The 18,947-nt window shown below is 42.0% G+C and carries 16 protein-coding genes and 3 pseudogenes; 10 read left to right on the top strand and 9 right to left on the bottom strand.

Features of this window, described 5'->3' with window-relative positions; genetic code table 11:
* Positions 1-80: 80 nt before the first annotated feature.
* Positions 81-203 (top strand): annotated as a pseudogene (locus tag ACM0OX_RS03010) (hypothetical protein); the annotation flags it as partial.
* A 470-nt stretch (positions 204-673) separates the two neighbouring features.
* On the top strand, positions 674-997 hold the full coding sequence (locus ACM0OX_RS03005; RefSeq protein ID WP_414512955.1) for a hypothetical protein: 324 nt from the start codon (positions 674-676) through the stop codon (positions 995-997).
* 135 nt (positions 998-1,132) lie between these two features.
* Here the strand turns inward: ACM0OX_RS03005 and ACM0OX_RS03000 are convergent, their stop codons facing one another.
* Positions 1,133-3,424, bottom strand: a complete 2,292-nt coding sequence (locus tag ACM0OX_RS03000; protein ID WP_414512954.1) for a glycogen debranching N-terminal domain-containing protein — start codon at positions 3,422-3,424, stop codon at positions 1,133-1,135.
* A gap of 809 nt (positions 3,425-4,233) precedes the next feature.
* Between ACM0OX_RS03000 and ACM0OX_RS02995 the strand changes: the two genes are divergently transcribed.
* From ACM0OX_RS02995 to ACM0OX_RS02965, 7 genes and pseudogenes are all read left to right on the top strand, one after another.
* Complete coding sequence (locus ACM0OX_RS02995) at positions 4,234-6,243, top strand: DICT sensory domain-containing protein (RefSeq protein WP_414512952.1); 2,010 nt, start codon at positions 4,234-4,236, stop codon at positions 6,241-6,243.
* Between the two features lie 270 nt (positions 6,244-6,513).
* Positions 6,514-6,936, top strand: a complete 423-nt coding sequence (locus ACM0OX_RS02990) for a photosystem I reaction center subunit II PsaD (protein WP_289798609.1) — start codon at positions 6,514-6,516, stop codon at positions 6,934-6,936.
* Positions 6,937-7,191: 255 nt separating this feature from the next.
* Positions 7,192-8,721 (top strand): anthranilate synthase component I, encoded by a 1,530-nt coding sequence (gene trpE / locus ACM0OX_RS02985; protein WP_414512950.1) that lies wholly within the window; start codon positions 7,192-7,194, stop codon positions 8,719-8,721.
* Positions 8,722-9,171: 450 nt separating this feature from the next.
* A complete protein-coding gene (locus tag ACM0OX_RS02980; protein WP_414512948.1) occupies positions 9,172-9,513 on the top strand; it encodes a DUF4342 domain-containing protein in 342 nt (113 codons plus the stop codon).
* Positions 9,514-9,654: 141 nt separating this feature from the next.
* Positions 9,655-9,927, top strand: a pseudogene (locus ACM0OX_RS02975) (DUF6920 family protein); the annotation flags it as partial.
* A gap of 120 nt (positions 9,928-10,047) precedes the next feature.
* Positions 10,048-10,500: a hypothetical protein gene (locus tag ACM0OX_RS02970; protein ID WP_414512946.1), complete on the top strand. Its 453-nt coding sequence runs from the start codon at positions 10,048-10,050 to the stop codon at positions 10,498-10,500.
* Between the two features lie 285 nt (positions 10,501-10,785).
* Positions 10,786-11,643: a sulfurtransferase gene (locus tag ACM0OX_RS02965; protein ID WP_414512944.1), complete on the top strand. Its 858-nt coding sequence runs from the start codon at positions 10,786-10,788 to the stop codon at positions 11,641-11,643.
* Between the two features lie 532 nt (positions 11,644-12,175).
* Here the strand turns inward: ACM0OX_RS02965 and ACM0OX_RS02960 are convergent.
* A complete protein-coding gene (locus ACM0OX_RS02960; RefSeq protein ID WP_335197947.1) occupies positions 12,176-12,367 on the bottom strand; it encodes a hypothetical protein in 192 nt (63 codons plus the stop codon).
* A gap of 550 nt (positions 12,368-12,917) precedes the next feature.
* Between ACM0OX_RS02960 and hypA the strand changes: the two genes are divergently transcribed.
* A complete protein-coding gene (gene hypA, locus ACM0OX_RS02955; protein ID WP_414512942.1) occupies positions 12,918-13,259 on the top strand; it encodes a hydrogenase maturation nickel metallochaperone HypA in 342 nt (113 codons plus the stop codon).
* Positions 13,260-13,274: 15 nt separating this feature from the next.
* Here the strand turns inward: hypA and ACM0OX_RS02950 are convergent.
* The 7 genes and pseudogenes from ACM0OX_RS02950 to hpsN all read right to left on the bottom strand — a co-directional run bounded on the left by ACM0OX_RS02950 (position 13,275) and on the right by hpsN (position 18,866).
* Positions 13,275-13,723 (bottom strand): annotated as a pseudogene (locus tag ACM0OX_RS02950) (Uma2 family endonuclease).
* 115 nt (positions 13,724-13,838) lie between these two features.
* Positions 13,839-14,477 (bottom strand): peroxiredoxin, encoded by a 639-nt coding sequence (locus tag ACM0OX_RS02945; protein ID WP_094348143.1) that lies wholly within the window; start codon positions 14,475-14,477, stop codon positions 13,839-13,841.
* Between the two features lie 164 nt (positions 14,478-14,641).
* Positions 14,642-14,989, bottom strand: coding sequence for a XisI protein (locus tag ACM0OX_RS02940; protein WP_414512940.1), 348 nt, complete (start codon positions 14,987-14,989; stop codon positions 14,642-14,644).
* On the bottom strand, positions 14,977-15,396 hold the full coding sequence (locus ACM0OX_RS02935) for a XisH family protein (protein WP_414512938.1): 420 nt from the start codon (positions 15,394-15,396) through the stop codon (positions 14,977-14,979). The genes ACM0OX_RS02940 and ACM0OX_RS02935 overlap by 13 nt, the downstream gene beginning before the upstream one ends.
* A 58-nt stretch (positions 15,397-15,454) precedes the next feature.
* On the bottom strand, positions 15,455-16,630 hold the full coding sequence (hpsP, locus tag ACM0OX_RS02930) for a hormogonium polysaccharide biosynthesis glycosyltransferase HpsP (protein WP_414512936.1): 1,176 nt from the start codon (positions 16,628-16,630) through the stop codon (positions 15,455-15,457).
* Between the two features lie 3 nt (positions 16,631-16,633).
* Entirely contained in the window at positions 16,634-17,809 is a 1,176-nt protein-coding gene (gene hpsO / locus ACM0OX_RS02925) for a hormogonium polysaccharide biosynthesis glycosyltransferase HpsO (RefSeq protein ID WP_414512978.1), read from the bottom strand.
* A gap of 76 nt (positions 17,810-17,885) precedes the next feature.
* On the bottom strand, positions 17,886-18,866 hold the full coding sequence (hpsN, locus tag ACM0OX_RS02920) for a hormogonium polysaccharide biosynthesis glycosyltransferase HpsN (protein WP_414512934.1): 981 nt from the start codon (positions 18,864-18,866) through the stop codon (positions 17,886-17,888).
* Positions 18,867-18,947 lie beyond the last annotated feature (81 nt).

Here is an 18,947-nt window from a genome sequence, read left to right as displayed (position 1 = left end):
AAGCCGCAATGATGAGGAGCGAGATGTTGTGATTGGCTTGGACAGACGATGAAATGTTTTATACGTCGTCTACATTGAGCGTGAAAACTGATCTTGAGCGACTTGAAGGTGATACTGTTTCTACATTGATTGCCAGCTTGAAACGGCATGGTGTCAGTGATGAGATAATTCGTGAAGCACTCAGCGAAGCTACTGGGGGGTAGTTTTCAATGCTGTGGCCGCAGTCAGCAGTTCAACAAGGCAATTCAGTACTGTCAAGTAGTTTCATAACAACTTGCTAAACACCTAATAACTGCTGGATGCTCACTGTCACCTCTTATTTTGACGCTATAACAGTATTAACACGTAAACAAATTGTATAATCTACAAATAAAAACTGCACGTAAAAGCTTCTGCGTAATATAAAAACAAATTCCTGTAATTCTTATGTATCAACATTTATAAGATATTCAGACGTAATTTTTTAATCCCCTAAATAGTAAGCAAAGTGTGTTAGTCTTTACTCGTATGAGGGAATTCTAAAGATAGCTGTACAGGAGTAACTTAAATTATGGCTATCGACCTTGATCTATTTTCAGGCAGTAATTATCAGTCAACTATTCGGAAATACTGTAATAGTCTTGGGTGGAACATTTCAGACCTCAATGATCTAAGAACTATTCTTAGGTTCACGATGCATTCTGGAACAACGCAAACGCTGTTCATCATTCGTCATAACACAACTTTAGAGTTCTCGTGTCCTAGCGGTGTCAAGTTTGCAAGTATAGATAACGTTCCTGGATGGATGTCTACTTCTCTCCTGAAGCAAAATGCTGGCTTCAAGCTTGGATTTTGGTGCATAGAAGAACTTGACGGGCAGCACGTTTTCTCAATCATGCACAATGCTGAGATGAACCTGATCGACATAGACTACTTTGCCAGAGTTGTCATGAGGCTAGTTAATGAGTGCGACAACTTTGAAGGATCAGTTTCTAGAGCTTTGGCACAATTACATTAATAGTTCTACATATCTCAAGATTTTTCACTTACGGGTATCCAGCACAATCACAATTTATGCTGTTATACTGTCACGCGATCGCATCAACCATAAAATAGGGAGTAGTAAATTAATTCCCTACTCCCTACTCTCTTTCTAAGCTTCAATAACTACCCGTAAATTGCCTCGTTTTTTCGCAACGCGACAAGCAGTCGTAGTCCCAGAACGCTCGAATTCTAAATCAAGAATGGTGGGGCCGACTCGCAAATTATGAAATGACAGGCGATTAATCGATTCTGGCAAAGCGGGGTCGATTATTCGCAAGCAATTATTTTGAGCGTCAGGCACCAAGTTGACCATCATTTGCAGTAGTTGGAAAACACTACCCGTAGCCCAAGCTTGGGGAGTGCAAGCAACTGGATACTGCACAGGAGCATTATCACCGTTTCGTTCGTAGCCGCAAAAAAGTTCTGGAGGACGTTGATAGGGTTGTTGCTCAGTCATATCGAATAAACCTTGGAATATTTCTAAGGCTTGATCGATAAGACCGAGCGATCGCAATCCCATTGCAATCAGAGCGTTATCATGGGGCCAAACCGAACCAATGTGATAACCCATTGGATTATAAGCGGGTGACAAACTACTTAGAGTCCGAATACCCCAACCATTAAACATATCTGGTGCCCGCAACCGTTCTGCTACACTGCGAGCTTTTTCGTCTGTGAAGAGTCCCAATTGCAGACAATGGCCAGGATTTGAGGTAATACTGTCTACTGGCTTGCCTTCTCCATCCAAAGCCAGAGCGCAGAAATCTTGGTCTTCCACCCAAAAATCTTGATTAAAACGAAGCTTAAGATTTCTCGCCTCTTCTTGCCAACGATCTGCCAAATCAAGCCGCTTCTTCATCCTAGCTATTTCTGATAAGCGTATTTTTGCAGCATAGACGTAAGCTTGCACCTCACAGAGGGCAATTGGGCCGTTGGCTAATTCTCCCTTGCGGTCTACAATACAGTCGCCAGAGTCTTTCCAACCTTGGTTAGCAAGACCGCGTTTCGATGTACGGAAGTAGCTGAGGTAACTGGTTTGTTTGATATTGCGATCGATCCAATCCATTGCCGCTAGAGCATTGGGCCAAAGTTGCTCTAGGAGTTCTCCATCGTGAGTCCAAGCATAGTGTTCGGCATAGAGCAGTAGCCACAAGGGAGTGGCATCAACAGTACCGTAGTAAGGTGTATGGGGAATTTCTTGACAACGAGCCATTTCTCCCAAACGTAACTCGTGCAAAATCTTACCCGGTTCTTCTTCGCGCCATTCGTCATCGATTTTACCTTGGTATGTCGCCAGTAATATCAGAGTTTCCTTGGCGATTTGCGAGTTTAACATCAGGCTTTGAGAAGCTGTAATCAACGAATCTCGCCCAAATAATGTCGAAAACCAAGGCACTCCAGCGGAAACAGTCTTATGCTTACCAAAAGACTGGCGCAACAAATACATATCTTGTTCAGCCCGCTCAATCACTCGATTGAAGGTACTCTTATCTGAGCTAATGCGGGTAATTTGTTGTACCCAGTGTTGCTCCTCCATCCACTCAGCAGCTTTCGCCTGTCCTAAGGTGGTGGCGGCGCTCACGGTTGAACTAGACTGGTTGTTTCTCAACATATTCACTCGGTAGCCCAGCTTTTGAGTTTCATGAGAAGCCAACTCAAGCTGCCAAACCGCAGTGTAACCCTTGAAATAGTCTGGTTGCCGATGTTGGAATAGAATCCGGGATTCCATCACTGAGCCATCCAGACCTTGATAGGCGAGTGTTAAGGATTCTTCCCTAGAGGCAGATGGCTCTTTAGGTACTGGTGCAACGCCATCGACGTGAGCAAATGTTCCTTCCTCAGTCGTCGGTTCTACTAGGCGTAAAAGCCGACCTCGTTTTTCTCTGTCATAGCCCCGGACTTCAAATAAATCTACAAAATCCGCATCAAAGCTGATACTTAGTTCAAAATTGACAGTGGTTGTGCTGTAGTTAGATACTTCTATTTCTTCAAATAGTGCCCCATTCAGCACGATTTCTCGGCGAATTCCGATAGTCTCGGCTTTCAAGCGATCGTCGATTCTGGGGGTAGTACACAAAACTGAGAGTGAAAAACCTTTCTCAGCAGTACTACTTAAGAGTACAGGCGATCGCCCTTCAATTTGTAACTCCAGGCGATTGAGAAATCTCGTATCACAACAAAACAGTCCCATACTGGGATTACCATCATTGAGGGAACAGCCAGAAATATTCCCGATAGTATCTGTCACAAAAAATAAATCATCATCTTTAACCGTCAGTGTCGGTTGCGATCTTTCCGCTACAACACAAGGCCACTCCGGGATCGGTAATTGTTCGGCAGGAATAAAAGTTTTTCCATCCAGAAAAATTTTTTCTGGGGTCATTAGCGTATCCGGTGTCATTAGACAAAATTCCGTGTACAGGTCTATATTTTTGTCGTCTTTTGAGTAGAAGTCTGTTGCCCAAGAGACAGAGGGAAAGAATAAATACCCTTATGCTTTGAGACAGAGCAACTAAATTTATTTAGGTCGTATAAGTGTGAGGTCAAGACTGAAAACTGACGATTTTGAGATAATTTATTAGTCGTTGAACTTTCAAATACACAAGATATATAGTATACTCAGCAAAAACGTGGAACTTACAGTTTTTGTTGGGCATAGAGAACATTTATTTAGTATACGATTTTGTTTTAAATAATCTTTGATATTTGATTAGACTAATTTATGATAATTAATTGATTAAGTTTAATCACTAATCATTGATTAAGTTATGTGAATATCGCAGTCAGGATTTTTGGCTAAGAAAATTTATTTAGCAAGCAGAAATCAACGTCGGCAAAGTAGGCGATGTCTACGACGGGCTATTTTGCCGACGCATGGACTGTAAATCTATCATCCGTGGTTATTAGCGAACACAGTAGTTAAAACCATACAAGAATTAATGTTTTAGTACTTATTCCTGAAAAAATTTACCTCTACAAGCAAAAGCATCAGTTGTCGAGAATGTATATTGGGCGTAATAGGTTGTCAATCAACAAATCAAGTTCCACGCCCCTTAGTTGGTAACAAAGTGTTGCGACTGCTTTGGCGAAAAGCGCTTTTTAGCGTTCTTTACATATTGCAGCTGTCTATTTAACTTGAGAGTCCCTTGGAATTTGTACAATGCAGCTGTGACGTGGATCTGATCGAGGTTGAGCGTTTAACAATAATTCATGAGCATTTCGACTTCTGTGCTGAGTGATCTGCTAAAGTCCCTACCCTACTTGCGGCCCCAGCTATATTTTAAGGCTTCATTAACGGCGCTCTCCCACGCGATGGAAGATCAAGTTTTGGCTGCGACTTTAGCGAAACCCCTTGTAATTGCTAGTTTCCAGCGAGAGCGATTCTACCGCCAAGAAGCTCATCGCTACCAGCGACTTGCTTTGCGAAGTAATCAAATATACGTTTTATCTGCTCCAGAAACGGATTTCACCAACAGTTCGGAACACTACGAAAAAGTGGCTTTTGAGCCAACAGATGGCTTAAGTCAGGAGTGGCATTTGGTAGTGATTGCTGACAATTATGCTACTTGTCTGGTTTGCCGAGAAAATCTTGGTTCTATTGCCAAAAACAAGCAATTACCGGAACTAAGCCCTAATCTGGATATAGACACAGCCCGAAGATTTGAGGGAATTTGGACATCGGAAAGGGGAGTTAGCCTGAAAGCCGCCGAATTGCTGTTAGATAGGGTTTTGGTTTACAGACCAGAACTGACAAGTAAAATTCAACAGGCACGTCAAAGGTTTGGCATCGGGGAGCCGCGAAACCAGTCTGGGACAGAACAGGACAATGAATATGCCTGTGACATTGATACAGATCCCTTTGTGCAGCGCTTAGTAACTTATTTGCAAGCTAGTCAGTACAAATTGCACAAAGCCTACCGTTCTATTGCTGCTCAAGCACGAAAAGAACGATTAGTCAACTCAATTAGTACTGCCATTCGGCGATCGCTCGATCCTCATGAAGTTCTCCAGGTGGCGGCACAAGAATTAGGGCAACACCTAGAAGCTTGTCGCTGTTTAATTTACCGCGCTCAAGCCACAGATAGCCAAGCCATAATTGAACACGAGTTTTTGACTCCCGGTATTTTATCTGTTTGCGGACAAACCTGGGAGTTAGAGAAAAATTCCCTATTTCGGGACATCGTAGAACAAGGCGAAGGTGTTTGTGTGAGCGATACGCTGAGTGACCCCCGCGTTACCAAATCGCCAGGACTTTCCACGATCGCTAAAAAGTTTGCCATTCGTTCTTGGCTGATGGAACCAGTTTTCTATCAAGGGCGATTATTAGGCATTGTGGAGTTACATTACTGCCGGATGCCACCGCACGAGTGCCAACCTGGGGAATTGGATTTGGTAGAAGCGATCGCCACCCAAGTAGGAGCAGCTCTCATCCAAGCGGAAGCTTACGCTAACCTAGAAGAACTGAACCAGCAGCTAGAAGCCCTAGACCGCACCCGCAGCAACCTCATAGCCATAACTGGACACGAACTGCGTACTCCTTTATCCACAATTCAAGTGTGCCTGGAAAGTCTCGCTACCGAACCAGATATGCCCTTGGAGTTGCAGCAGGTGATGCTCAATACCGCTCTTTCCGACTCAGAGCGGATGCGAAAACTGGTACAAGATTTCCTCACACTTTCCAACTTGGAAAGCGGCCGGGTGGAATGGCATCCAGAATCCCTCACCTTACAAGAATGTGTCGATTTAGCACTCAGCCGAAATCGCACGCGTTCCTCAATGGAAAAGCCGCCCCAAATCAAGACTCAAATTGCCGAAAACCTACCTTTAGTCAGAGCAGATGGTGATTGGCTAGTCGAAGTACTGGCAAAACTCATGGATAATGCTTTGAAATTTACGCCACCCCAAGGAGAAATCACAATTAAAGCGATTTACAACAGCCGTCAAATGGTCGAGGTGACTGTAGCTGACACTGGACGCGGCATTGAACCAAATCGTTTAGAAGTAGTTTTTGACCGCTTCTATCAAGAAGAAGGAGCGCTGCGCCGCACCACTGGCGGAACAGGACTTGGTTTAGCAATTTGCCGTCAAATTGTTAATGGCTGGGGTGGGCAAATTTGGGCAGAGTCAATTGGCAAAGATCAGGGTAGTCAGTTTCACTTCACCATCCCGATTGTTCGGAGTAGCCAAGAGGAAAAGCGGACAAAAGTCAAGAGTAAATAGGGTTTGGGTATGGGGCATTGAAAAGAGGTAGGGGAGCAGGGGAGCGGAGGGGCAGGGGAGCAGAGGAAAAATAATAACTCCTGACTCAGCACGGGCTAAACGCCCCGCTACCGCTAACAGCACTCTTGAAGGTCATGGGGCATTAATTTTTAACAAATGACGAAGAACCAAGGAAAAATGACTAAAAACTGTTACAGTCTATGACGCGATCGCAATATGATCGTGGTTGCGGTGTTAGGATTCCCTAAAAACGTTGAGAGAATCATCTTTATGGCAGAAACACTCTCTGGACAAACCCCGCTATTTGCTGGCAGCACTGGTGGCTTGCTAAACAAAGCAGTAGTTGAAGAAAAGTACGCTATCACTTGGACTAGCCCGAAAGAGCAAGTATTTGAATTGCCTACAGGTGGTGCTGCTGTTATGCGGAAAGGTGAAAACCTGCTGTATATAGCTCGTAAAGAATATGGCATCTTTTTGGGCGGTCAGCAACTTCGCAAACTCAAAATCACAGATTACAAAGTTTACCGGATTTTACCCAACGGAGAAACTACCTTACTTCACCCAGCTGATGGTGTCTTCCCCGAAAAAGTAAATGAAGGTCGTGAAAAAGTGCGTTATGTCCCACGCAGCATTGGGCAAAACCCCAATCCATCACAACTCAAGTTCAGTGGTAAAGCTACCCACGACGTATAGGGACTAGGCATTGGGGACTGGAGAGCAGAGGAGCAGAGGAGCAGAGGAGCAGGGGGGAAGTTACAGCAAATCTTTCCCCTCTGCGCCCTATTACCTCTGCCCCTCTGCTTCTTCTAACCCATGCCCTTCAGGAGTGCTGTTAGCGGTAGCGGGGCGTTTAGCCCGTGCTGAGTTAGGAGTTATTATTTCTCCTCTGCTCCTCTGCCCCCCTGCCCCCTGCCCCTCTGCTTCTTATGCCCCATCCCTAAGCAATTTATGGTATTCCCCGATTTCTCCGAATTTTCTCAACTAGCTCTACAAGGCAACTTCGTCCCGGTATATCAAGAATGGGTGGCGGATTTAGATACGCCCGTATCCGCTTGGTATAAAGTCTGTGCGGGTCAGCCTTATAGCTTTTTGTTGGAATCGATAGAAGGTGGGGAAAAATTGGGACGCTATAGTTTAGTGGGCTGCGATCCGTTGTGGGTTTTGGAAGCAAGAGGCGATCGCACAACTCAGAAAAACCGCGATGGTTCGCAGGTGGTTTTTCCTGGCGATCCTTTTACAGCTTTAGCCGAATGTTTAGCACCTTATCACCCAGTGAAATTACCACAGCTACCACCAGGAATTGGGGGTTTGTTTGGGTTTTGGGGCTATGAATTGATTCAGTGGATTGAGCCGCGTGTGCCAATTTATCCACCAGATGAGCGGAATATACCTGATGGGTTGTGGATGCAGGTAGACCACTTGTTGATTTTTGACCAGGTGAAGCGGAAAATTTGGGCGATCGCTTATGCTGATTTACGCGATCCGAATGTAGATTTGAAAGCAGCATATCAACAAGCTGGCGATCGCGTCACCCAAATGCTCGAAAAGCTATCTCTACCCCTATCCCCGGAAAAAACGCGATTGGAATGGAATCCACCAGGGAGCAAGGGAGCAGAGGAGCAGGGGAGCAGAGGAGCAGAGGAGTATAAGAGTAATTTTACCCGCCCTGATTTTTGTGCCAGCGTTGAGAAGGCAAAAGATTACATTAAAGCAGGTGATATTTTTCAAGTAGTAATTTCCCAGCGACTATCAACAACATACACTGGCGACCCTTTTGCCCTTTACCGGTCGCTACGTCAGATAAATCCTTCGCCTTACATGGCTTACTTTAACTTCCAAGATTGGCAAATCATCGGTTCCAGTCCTGAAGTGATGGTGAAAGCCGAAACCGATGCAGATGGTGGAGTAATAGCGACAGTCCGCCCAATTGCTGGGACGCGTCCGCGAGGTAAAACTACTCAGGAAGATGCAGCCTTCGCTCAAGATTTACTCCAAGACCCCAAAGAAATTGCCGAACACGTAATGCTTGTGGATTTAGGGCGGAATGATTTGGGGCGTGTTTGTCAGAGTGGTAGCGTCAAAGTTGATGAGTTAATGGTGGTTGAGCGCTACTCCCATGTAATGCACATTGTTAGCAATGTTGTGGGTAAATTAGCAGTTGGTAAAACAGCATGGGATTTACTGAAAGCTTCCTTCCCAGCAGGTACGGTAAGCGGCGCACCCAAGATTAGGGCGATGGAAATTATCCACGAGTTAGAGTCTAGTCGTCGGGGTGTTTATTCGGGTGTGTATGGGTATTACGATTTTGAAGGACAATTAAATACTGCGATCGCAATTCGTACAATGGTAGTGCATGATAATACGGTCAGCGTACAGGCTGGTGCAGGTTTGGTAGCTGATTCTGAGCCAGAAAAAGAATACGAAGAGACGCTGAATAAAGCTAGAGGTCTATTAGAGGCGATTCGTTGTTTGCGTTGAAGTAGTGACTGAAGAAGGGAATAGGGTAAAGGTTAGAGGTACAGATTTATGGTAGAAAAGATGAAACCCAAAATTGCCCATGAGCAATGGCTCATGGGCACCCCTTGCAAATGAGGGAATCTAAAGAAACGTGAGTTCGACGGTTAGAAAAAGGTAAAAAGCTTGCTAGATATGAAGCGCGAGAAACTGGATACTAAAGAGCGATGCCTGCGGCGGGCGTAGCCATCGCTAGAAATAGAGGGATTAATGTGGGTGAAAGCAACAAGAGTGAGTAAGCAAGCGTTGTCACAAAGACTCAATAGTTTGCCGACTACACTATTTGCGAAAAAATTCCGTGCAAGTGATAGAGCGTCTGGGAGTGAAAAGGAGCGCATGCCCTTGGCTAACTTCACAACTTCCTCAACATTTTTGTCTACTCTTGGGGTATAACCAGCGATGGAGGGTGAGAAAATGAACGCACCTATTGCTCATACGGAAGAAAATATTGAAAAGATTCAAGTTGAGATAGTGGACACAGAGTCAGAAGCGAAAACTGAGGAAAAGATTGCTGTGGAAGAATTTAGTATCAATGGTGATGCCTTAGTTAGCAAATTTAAGGAACTCATTCATCAAGGAAATATTCGCCGCATTATTATCAAAAATGAAGAAGGGAGGATATTGATTGAAATCCCGTTAACCGTTGGAGTGGTTGGTGGTGCCATCAGTGCGGCTCTATTTCCAGTCATCGCTGCTATTAGCGTCATTGGCGCAATGGTTGCTCATCTCACCATTGTGGTTGAGAAACGAGAATAACGTGTGGATTGAATGGCACTAAAAAAAGCCCAAAAGCTTGTGTCACCTCATTAAGAGTTATGACCAGAGGGCTGTATCTTAACTTACAGCTATTTTCAAGTAAATAGACCACGCGGTAGGAGCGTAAGTCCTCGCGCTCCTACGACAGTTATGGTTGCAGAATTACCTGCTCCTGTACAACGCTATTTTTTACACGCGATCGCACTTCAAACTCCTCTTGCTTCTTCAGTCAGCTTGAAAATGAGTGGCAATTTTCGGCTTAGTCAGGACAAACCCTGGCTACCAATGAAAGCTCAAGAAATTATTTCAGCTTCTAAAGGATTTGTTTGGAAAGCAGCAATAGGTAATAGTCTGTTGCAAATGCGAGGAGGCGATTACTACATTAATAATTTGGGTCGAATGCGGTTCTCTCTTTGAGGGCTGAAGCCCTCACTACAAACCTTGAATTATTCACACCGCTCTACTTACAGCAATGTAGAGAAGCGATTTATCGCGTCTTGAAAAAGTAATTCCAAAATAATTTGAGAAGCAATTATGGCAGTTAATTATCGGGAAAGAATTATTGCTCTTTGGACAGCATTTCTGCTAGGAACACTGTTTCATACACAACTAGGGTTAATGCCACTGTTTCACGGTTTATCTGTTGTCGAATCTCAAAAAGCGACAAATCTCAATGATATTTCTGGAATTATGTGGTTGATGCTGGGCTTTTTTGTCCTACCAATGCTCGGAATTATTGTCACTGCTTTTACCGATTCAAAACGTTATCGTATCATTCATTTGGGCTTAACTATTTTTTACAGCATCATGAACTTACTACACGTGATTTTAGATTTATTTGTACAGCCAGTTCTCTGGTATCAGATAGCTTTAATGGTCTTGTTATTCTTTGTAGGTTTATTGTTAAATATTACTGCTTTTAAATGGATGCGGCTGCACACCAGGACTAATCAATCACAAAACCATCTAGAAAGCTCACATTTTTAGCTGTTAATTCAAATTGTGAGCAATATTATCGACCCAGTTACCCGCATTGAAGGACACGCCAAAATCTCTATCGGGACTTAAACAAACGAAAAACTCTGCCGCTTATTGTAAATGAAATTTGGCGAGAGTAATTTATTTAGAATTCAGAATTCTTATTTAAAAACAAAACATCCATAAAAGTTCTCTAATAACATTTAACATTCATTCTTCTGTAATTTGCATTCCAAAACGTAAATCTACCAACGGCGATAATGCCTAATGGTACAATAACAGAAGCATGAAAGCGTGAAGACAAAACTCCTCATTTCTCCTCAACAACTCACATCAATGCTAGGAGAAAAATCATCACAGACTGTCATTATCGATACGCGAAGTCAAGAAGATTATGCTGTTTGTCATATTTCTCAAGCCATAAATATTAGAGATTTTTTCACCTATCTTTTAGAAAATTCCTCCCCAGCAGGATTAAAGGAATTGCAAGAGTATTTTGCAGAAATCATGAGCAGGGTAGGAATATCTGGTGCAGAACAGTTAATTGTTTATGAAGATGCTTTAAATAAAGGTTATGGTCAATCTTGTCGAGCAGCTTTCTTATTGAAATATTTGGGTTGCACTCAGGTATCTATTTTACACGGAGGATATAGAGCATGGCTCAAGGCAGGATTACCTACTACCGATGAAGTCCCGAAGCGTGAAAGCAGCATATTTAGATTGCATCCCAATGCTGACATAATGGTGACTACCACCGAGATGTTGCAAGCAATTGAGAATCCAGCAATTATTAAATTAGATGTGCGCGATCGCAACGAATGGCTTGGATTGAGTTCTTCTCCTTACCATCCTGATTTTTGTCCCCGCAAAGGTAGAATCCCTAACTCTGTATGGTTAGAATGGCATCATCTGATGAATTCTGAATCAGAAATCCCTACGTTCCGATCGCCAGATGAAATCCGAGAAATTTGTCAGTCAGTAGGTATTACCTCCGAGTCCATTGTGTATATTTACTGCTTTAAAGGTTCAAGGGCTGCGAATACATTAATAGCCCTTGAAGAGGCGGGAATTTCTGCTAGAAATTATTTCGGCTCTTGGAATGAATGGTCTCGTGATTTTTCACTACCAATTGATAGTAGAGTCATGCAATGAACGTATAAAGCAATACGCTTTGCCTAAGAATGTGAGTAGAATTATTGCGTCGCTACAGTGCAAATACACTTTAACTTAAACGCGATCGCTAAACAGTAAGTATCTAGGCATAAATAAATTTATTGTTTGTAGTAAGGACTTTAGTCCTGATAACCCTTGCTCTGAGCGATAAATCGCTCACTACAAACTAGGAGTTTATTTTATATTTAATTCTGTCTACCTACTTATTACCAAACTAGTATTATTTAATGCCAAAGTATCCATTTGAGCATACTGTTTTGCAAATAGATAGCCATCCAATACTTGTCGGTTAAGGGGAAAAGGGGAAGGGGAAAGGGGAAAGAAAAAACCTTTAACCCTTGCCCTTTAACCTTTTCCCCAAATCAAATTCCGAGTTAAAAATGCTTAACCGAGTAGTATTGGGTAGCCATCTGCATCACTCAAAAAGCTCATACAACTCCTTGACAATATGTAGCGGCTCTGAATCATTTACCCATTGATTCTGACTGCTAAATTCTGAATTATTCTTCAATCAAACATCAACATTTATCTGTTCTATCTGTCTAGCGGCTTTATCCCAAAGCTTTGCTGAAGTCTCATCTTCCCAATGAGTTCTCAGATGTTCCGCTTTTTTGTGACATATTCGCTCTAACATTTCTAATATTGCAGATAATGTCAATTTATTAATTAATGATTCTAAAATCTCCATATATTCTTTGTGCATGATATTTACCTCCTTAACGTCATCTAATATATGCTGACAAACCCCACTTGTTTTTAACCTGTATATTAAGGTTTATTGCAGAGTGTTACTAATATTTTGCCAGCTTATATATACATTTTAGCCTATTTTGAATACTCAATTTTGAGAATTTATTTTTAATAGATGAAAAAACTATTTAATTCAAATATTTCCTCACAAGTTCCTCAAGTTTTTTATCTAAATTAAAAATAGGGTTGGATAACTAAAAAGTATGAATTGTAATACGATAGCTTCTCTACGAGACGCTACACTAACGCCCGCCGTAGGCATCGCAATTGGTTACGGTGATGCAAGTTTTAGCGTCCGAAAATTCCCAGGTGCAAGTACAATCGCTCTTATCTAACTCTTCCAATGTTATCGCTGGACATACCGCGTCAAGCCCTGTAGGTCATTTCAGCTTGGTGGGTGTGAACTTTGAATTGGGTGAGAATCTATCACCTCTTGCTGAACAAGGAATAGAGATAGCAATTGATAAAATAAACCACTTAATCAAAACTGCGAGGAAAGAATTATGCATGAAGTTGGCATGATGCAAAATATTCTTGATGCTGCTGTTAAACGAGCTAAAGACGAAGGCGCTCAACACATTCGTTTAGTACAAATGCGAGTGGGTGAGGCATCTGATGTAGTGCCAGATTCTTTGGAGGGTGCCTTTGATGTTGCCAAAAAAGGAACAATAGCGGAAGATGCCAAACTGCAAGTAGAGAATATTCCTATTGTTTGTTATTGCTCGAATTGCAACATTGAATTTCACCCGACTAGCGAACTGAATGAATGTCCAGAGTGTCACCAAGCTTATTGTGAAGTGCGTCAAGGCAACGAGTTTGAACTAGCTTTTCTAGAAGTGTCTTGATTCATCGCCTGAATCTTACCAAACTTGACTCATATTCAAAATAAACCCAGGCAACACCAACTCGGCACTCACACTAGTAGGATTATCTAAACATTCTTCTGGCAATCCAGGACGATAAATATAAACTTTACGCTGCTTACGGTCAATCAACCAGCCTAACTGTATTCCTGGCTCATTCATATATTCCTCCATTTTTTCCTTCAAAGTCTGGAGGTTGTCGTAAATCCGGTACGAGAGCTAAAAGTGATACCTGTACCATCTTGTTCTGACCACACCCATAACTGTCCTGAGATATTACCTTCTCGGTTTCCTGTCTCTGAACCAGTAGGAGGCATAATTACCAATTCTCCAAATTTATTTCGCTCAATCCGTAAGTCACGATTCACCTGACAGAATTCAAAAAATTGTTCGTCTGTCATTTGCATTGATGACGGAATTTGCAAAACCAAAGGGGATGAGAACATAGGGATTTCCTCCAGGTTCGGATGCTAGCCCACTGACTATATTCTCACGCAAAAAAACAAAGACGCAAAGTTATATCTTGGCGTCTTTGTTTTTTATCAGAAATCATTCTCAGATTTACTTGTTAGGCTGAGGAGTCATCCGCAGATAAGGTTTAATTTCCTCATAACCTTTGGGGAATTTCTGTTTGAGTACTTCTGGATCTTTCAGTGAGGGGACAATTACAACATCCTCTCCATCTTTCCAGTCAGCTGGTGTCGCCACGCTGTAATTATCAGTCAATTGCAGAGAATCAATCACCCGCAAAAGTTCATCAAAGTTGCGTCCCGTGCTGGGAGGATAAGTGAAAGAGAGACGGAGTTTCTTGTTGGGGTCTATTACAAAAACCGATCGCACTGTCACAGCCGCATTTGCATTAGGGTGGATCATGTCGTACAGATCGGCAACCTTGCGATCTGCATCCGCCAAAATTGGGTAGTTAAGAGTGGTGCTTTGAGTTTCTTCAATGTCTCCCACCCAGCCTTTGTGTGATTCTACGTCATCAACGCTGAGTGCGATCGCTTTGACATTGCGCTTGTCAAATTCTGGTTTTAGCTTGGCAACTGTGCCGAGTTCTGTTGTACAAACAGGTGTAAAATCAGCAGGGTGAGAGAACAGCACAACCCAGCTGTCACCTGCCCATTGGTAAAAATCGATGTCGCCGTGTGTTGAGGCTTGCGTAAAGTTGGGTACTGTGTCACCTAGACGGAGAGCCATGAGAGATTCCCTGTAGTTAGAAAGGCATATATATTTTAGTATGCTATGCCATCATTACATAAAACTCCCATTTCCCAATCGGGCTTTAGCGGTTTGAAACAAAATTTTAAGTTGTCAACACTCTCAGATAAGGGACGAGTGGTGAGAAACGTTCTCTAACTTTCTCATTCCACTCCATAATCACTCATTTCACGCATAAAAGGAGGATGGAACCCTAGCACAATATCTTGTTTTGGTACACCCAGCCTGACCAGATCGGCCGCGATATCATGTTCAGTTGAATTGTAGAAAATCCAGATTTTTTGATTCCGAATATCAAGATGCATTACACATTGATGAATCCAGCGCTTATGTTGCCAACCCAAATGCATAATTTGATAGTGATTTCGCTGAGTATCAAAAATAGTTTCAACTTCAATATCACCATAAGCAGGCTTGTTTTGAGCATAGCCCATCAGTAATTGCTGGATAGTTTGCTGATAGTTGATTAATTTATCTGTCAGATTTTCCATTGTACAATCTGCTCCAATTGAATATCATATATCAGCAATTTGACAGTATTTTCTTGTAGCATTGAGGCAGGAAAATCAAGTTGAAAGAAGCTGTTATAGGTTAAGTCAGGTACAGCTAGATAGAGGATGCGATTGGGTTCTTCACGGCGCAAAGCCGCTCGGTAGTTAATGAACTGACCCAGTGCTGTATGAAACTGGTAAATTGGGGATGCGCTAGCCAGAAAACTTTTGACTTCAACCGCAATTTTTTCATCCCCTCGCTCTGCTGCCAGTAACCGTTCTGCCCCTAAATCAATCTCCATATCAACACCGCCCACCTTTATTTGTAATGGATCGTGAGTAACATTCCACCCATCCTTGGTGAGAGATGTCTTAACAGCTTGATGAAAGCGATCTTTAGCAGCCACAAGAGATGATTGATCTTACAGTTTGCTATTTCAACCTATCACATTGCTCCCATGACACTTACGGTTTGTTGTCCAGAATTTTTTGATAGACTTGGATTGTTTGCTTTGCGATCGCATCCCAGCTAAAATTTTCCAAGGCATACTTTTGAGCGTTTAATCCCCGTCGCTGGCGTTCTGCGGGATTTTCCAAAGCTTCTTGCAGTAACTCTACCAGTACTTGAACATCTGTTGCACCTACCCAACCCGACTCACTATCACGTATCTGTTGACAAATATGCACTTGGTCAGAAATGACTACGGGTACACCTGCAACCATCGCTTCAGCTACAGCAATCCCAAAATTTTCGTAGTAGGAAGGCAAGACGAATAAATCAGCAGCTTGTAGTAAACTAACTTTGAGTTCACCAGTGACAAAGCCTGTAATTGTAGTATGCGATCGCAAAGGTGAATTTTGAATTTGGGATATTATCTTTTGTTCGTAATCTGGATCTTGAGGATTTGTCCCAGCTAAGACAAAATGAAAGTTATAACCAACCGCTAACAGCTTCTCTAGCGCCGGAATCAACAAATTCAACCCCTTTTTCGGGTCAATTCGTGACATAAACAGCACCAACGGTAAATCTTTTGGTATTTCTAACTGACTACATACATTTTTAATAGAAGATTGACGGGGAATCACACCCAAGGGAATCACCAAATCTGGCGTAGATACTCCAAATCTTTCTGATATTTTAGCTTCTTGGTCGCTGGTAAAATGAATTGCTGCCGCACTAGCTAAATTTTGACGTTCTATAATTGCGACATAAAGCTGTTTTAATTGCTTTTTCTTCTGTAAATCAGCCGGATCGAGAGTACCCAAAGGACGGAAAATATAAGGTAGTTTTTGCTGACGACACACAAGAGCAGCAGCACTAATTATTGGCGAGAATAGAGCGTGAATGTGTGCTATGTCAAACTCGTGAGCATGACGTTTTAACCAGTTTAATAAATCGAGGGAAAATTTGTAGCGACGAAATGGGGCGCAACGAAAGTAAATTATTTCATAGCCATCTTGTTTTATTGGACGATTTAAAGGAACATCCAAAGGTGTTTGACCATTATCACCATTACTATCAGTTGTGAGAATTGTAACTTCTGCTCCCTCTTTTACTAACGCCGGAGCTAATCCAAGTACCATTTGACTCGGCCCACCGTAAATTAGAGAAATTGAGGGGACAATTTGTAATATTTTCATTTGTTATTTGCTCATGACTAACTCTTGATAAAACTCCAATTGCTGTTTAGCCAAAGCTTTATTTGTATATTGAATCATTGCTTTCCGATAACCCATTTCACCGAGATTATGAGCAAAATCTGGTTTATCCATTAATTGAACTAAGCAATTAGCAAGAGCTTGAACATCACCTTCAGGAAAGACTAAGCCAGCATCACCAATTACATAAGGAATTTCCCCGGAATCAGAACCAATCACAGGGACTTGGCAAGCCATTGCTTCAATTAGCACATGACCAAATTGCTCTTTCCAGCCAGCAGAAGTTAAAGTTTTAAACTTGTAAGTTGTTTCTGAAGGTAATACTAAAGTACTCATTAAATTGATATAGCTTGCAACCTCATTATGGGGAACACTTTCTATCAAAATTAATCGTTTTTTAATATTGTTTTCTGCCGCAATTTTCATTAATTCACTTTGCAACTCTCCTCGTCCCAATAACAGTAATTTCCAAGGTTTATTTTTCAAAGTTGCTAAAGCTTGTAAAAGCGTTAACAAACCCTTCTCTTGCACAAAACGCCCTACAAAACCTACTACAAAATCCTCTTTTTCAATGCCCAACTTAGCTGCTAACTCTGGTTGGGCTTTGGGAGTAAATAAACTTTCATCTATACCCAGTTGTGGCATGACTTTAATTACCCCTGTATATCCCCGTTGCCGCAAAACCTCTGCTCCATCCTGATTGCCAGAAATAATGCCGTGACTGTGGTTGAGGTTATATTTTTCTAATAAAGAAATTGGCAGTTTCAGTTCATAAGGAAGATTCCACCAGGTAAAAAATAAATTTTTTGCCTTGAGTCCTAATAGCTGATTTAAGGCAATCATTTGAGTATAAGCCAAGGCTCTAGAACCTTGTTCAACTTGGATGATTTGCGGGCGAAATTGTTTTAATAAAGATATCAAATCAGCGCCAAATGTAAGAAGTCCTTGATGATTTTGACTAAAATTAGAAATTGGAACTATTTTAAATCTACCTTCATCACGATATTCAGTTTCAATAATTCTGTTTTGTACACCCCCTGGTTTCCAGCGCTTTGGGACTACAACTGTAACTTCAATGTCAGATTCTAGTTGAGATAAAGCGCGTAATTTTTCACAGTTGAGGTCTACGATATAAGTGTGACTAGCAACTAAGATTTTCATTGTCATTTGTCATTTGTCATTTGTCATTTGTCCTTCACTAATTCCTAACTCTTAACTCTTAACTCCTAACTCTTAACTAAACTTGTTCATCCAATCGACTGTAAATTTGACCATCGTTCCATAGTGATTGGATGACAGTACCCAAGGCTTTGAAAAAACCCAAAATGTAGAAAATACCGCGAGTGGCAATTTTGATGGGGGAACCGCTTTTGTGACAAGGTGGGCGTCCCAGAACGTGACAGTCAAATAAACGGCCGTATAGGCGCAAAGCTTGAGTCGCAGTCAGGTTTTTCAGCCCCAGTAAAAAATGATTGTGGTAAAAGGTGAGTTGATATTTTAGCGATCGCATACTAATATCATGACAACCTCCTGTTTCTTCGCCTAAATGCACCAAATGGGCCTCTGGGTCGTACCAAATCTTATATCCCGTCTGCCTCACCCGCAAACAAAAATCTGACTCTTCACGTACTGCACTCCCGCCAAACCTCTCATCAAACCTCAATCCATACTTAGTAAAAATTTCGCGGCGAAATGACATATTGCAACCCCTCGCTGTCAGCACTTGTTGGGGTTTGATGGTATGTACTAAATCAATATGATACCAAGCAATTCCTGGATCCATAGCTTCGGGAGGCAGATATTCAATCTGTAAATCTCCTCCAGAATCACTTAATTTCATTTTGTCAAAGACTCGACCAGCTACAGCCCCCACCTCTGGGTTTTGCACATAATTTTTCGTATGGGCTGCTAACAATCCAGGGGTTAACTGAACATCGTCATCAATAAACAATATTATTTCACCAGAAGCCCTCCGCACAGCATAATTCCGCGCCCCTGGCAAACTTGCCCAATCCAAGCGCAACCATTTAATTTTACCTGCCTCCGCCATCTCTTCTAGGTAGGCTTGAATTTCTGGTTGGTGTTTTGCAGTTTGGTCTACAATTAAAACTTCAAAATTTGGATAGTCCTGTTTTAAGACATCCACAATGCTATCGCGTAGCGCTTCCTCTCGTCCGTAAGTTGCGATAACTACAGTAACTAATGGCCAATTATTCATAATTTTTATTAAGTAATTTTACTATTTCTATAATAGCCTTGTAGAAATTAATTTTCATGAAATTCAGTAAGTGGCTATTGC

This window comes from Nostoc sp. PCC 9305 (genome assembly GCF_963920915.1).
Lineage (GTDB): Bacteria > Cyanobacteriota > Cyanobacteriia > Cyanobacteriales > Nostocaceae > Nostoc.
This window is presented reverse-complemented; position numbering and strand designations above follow the sequence as displayed.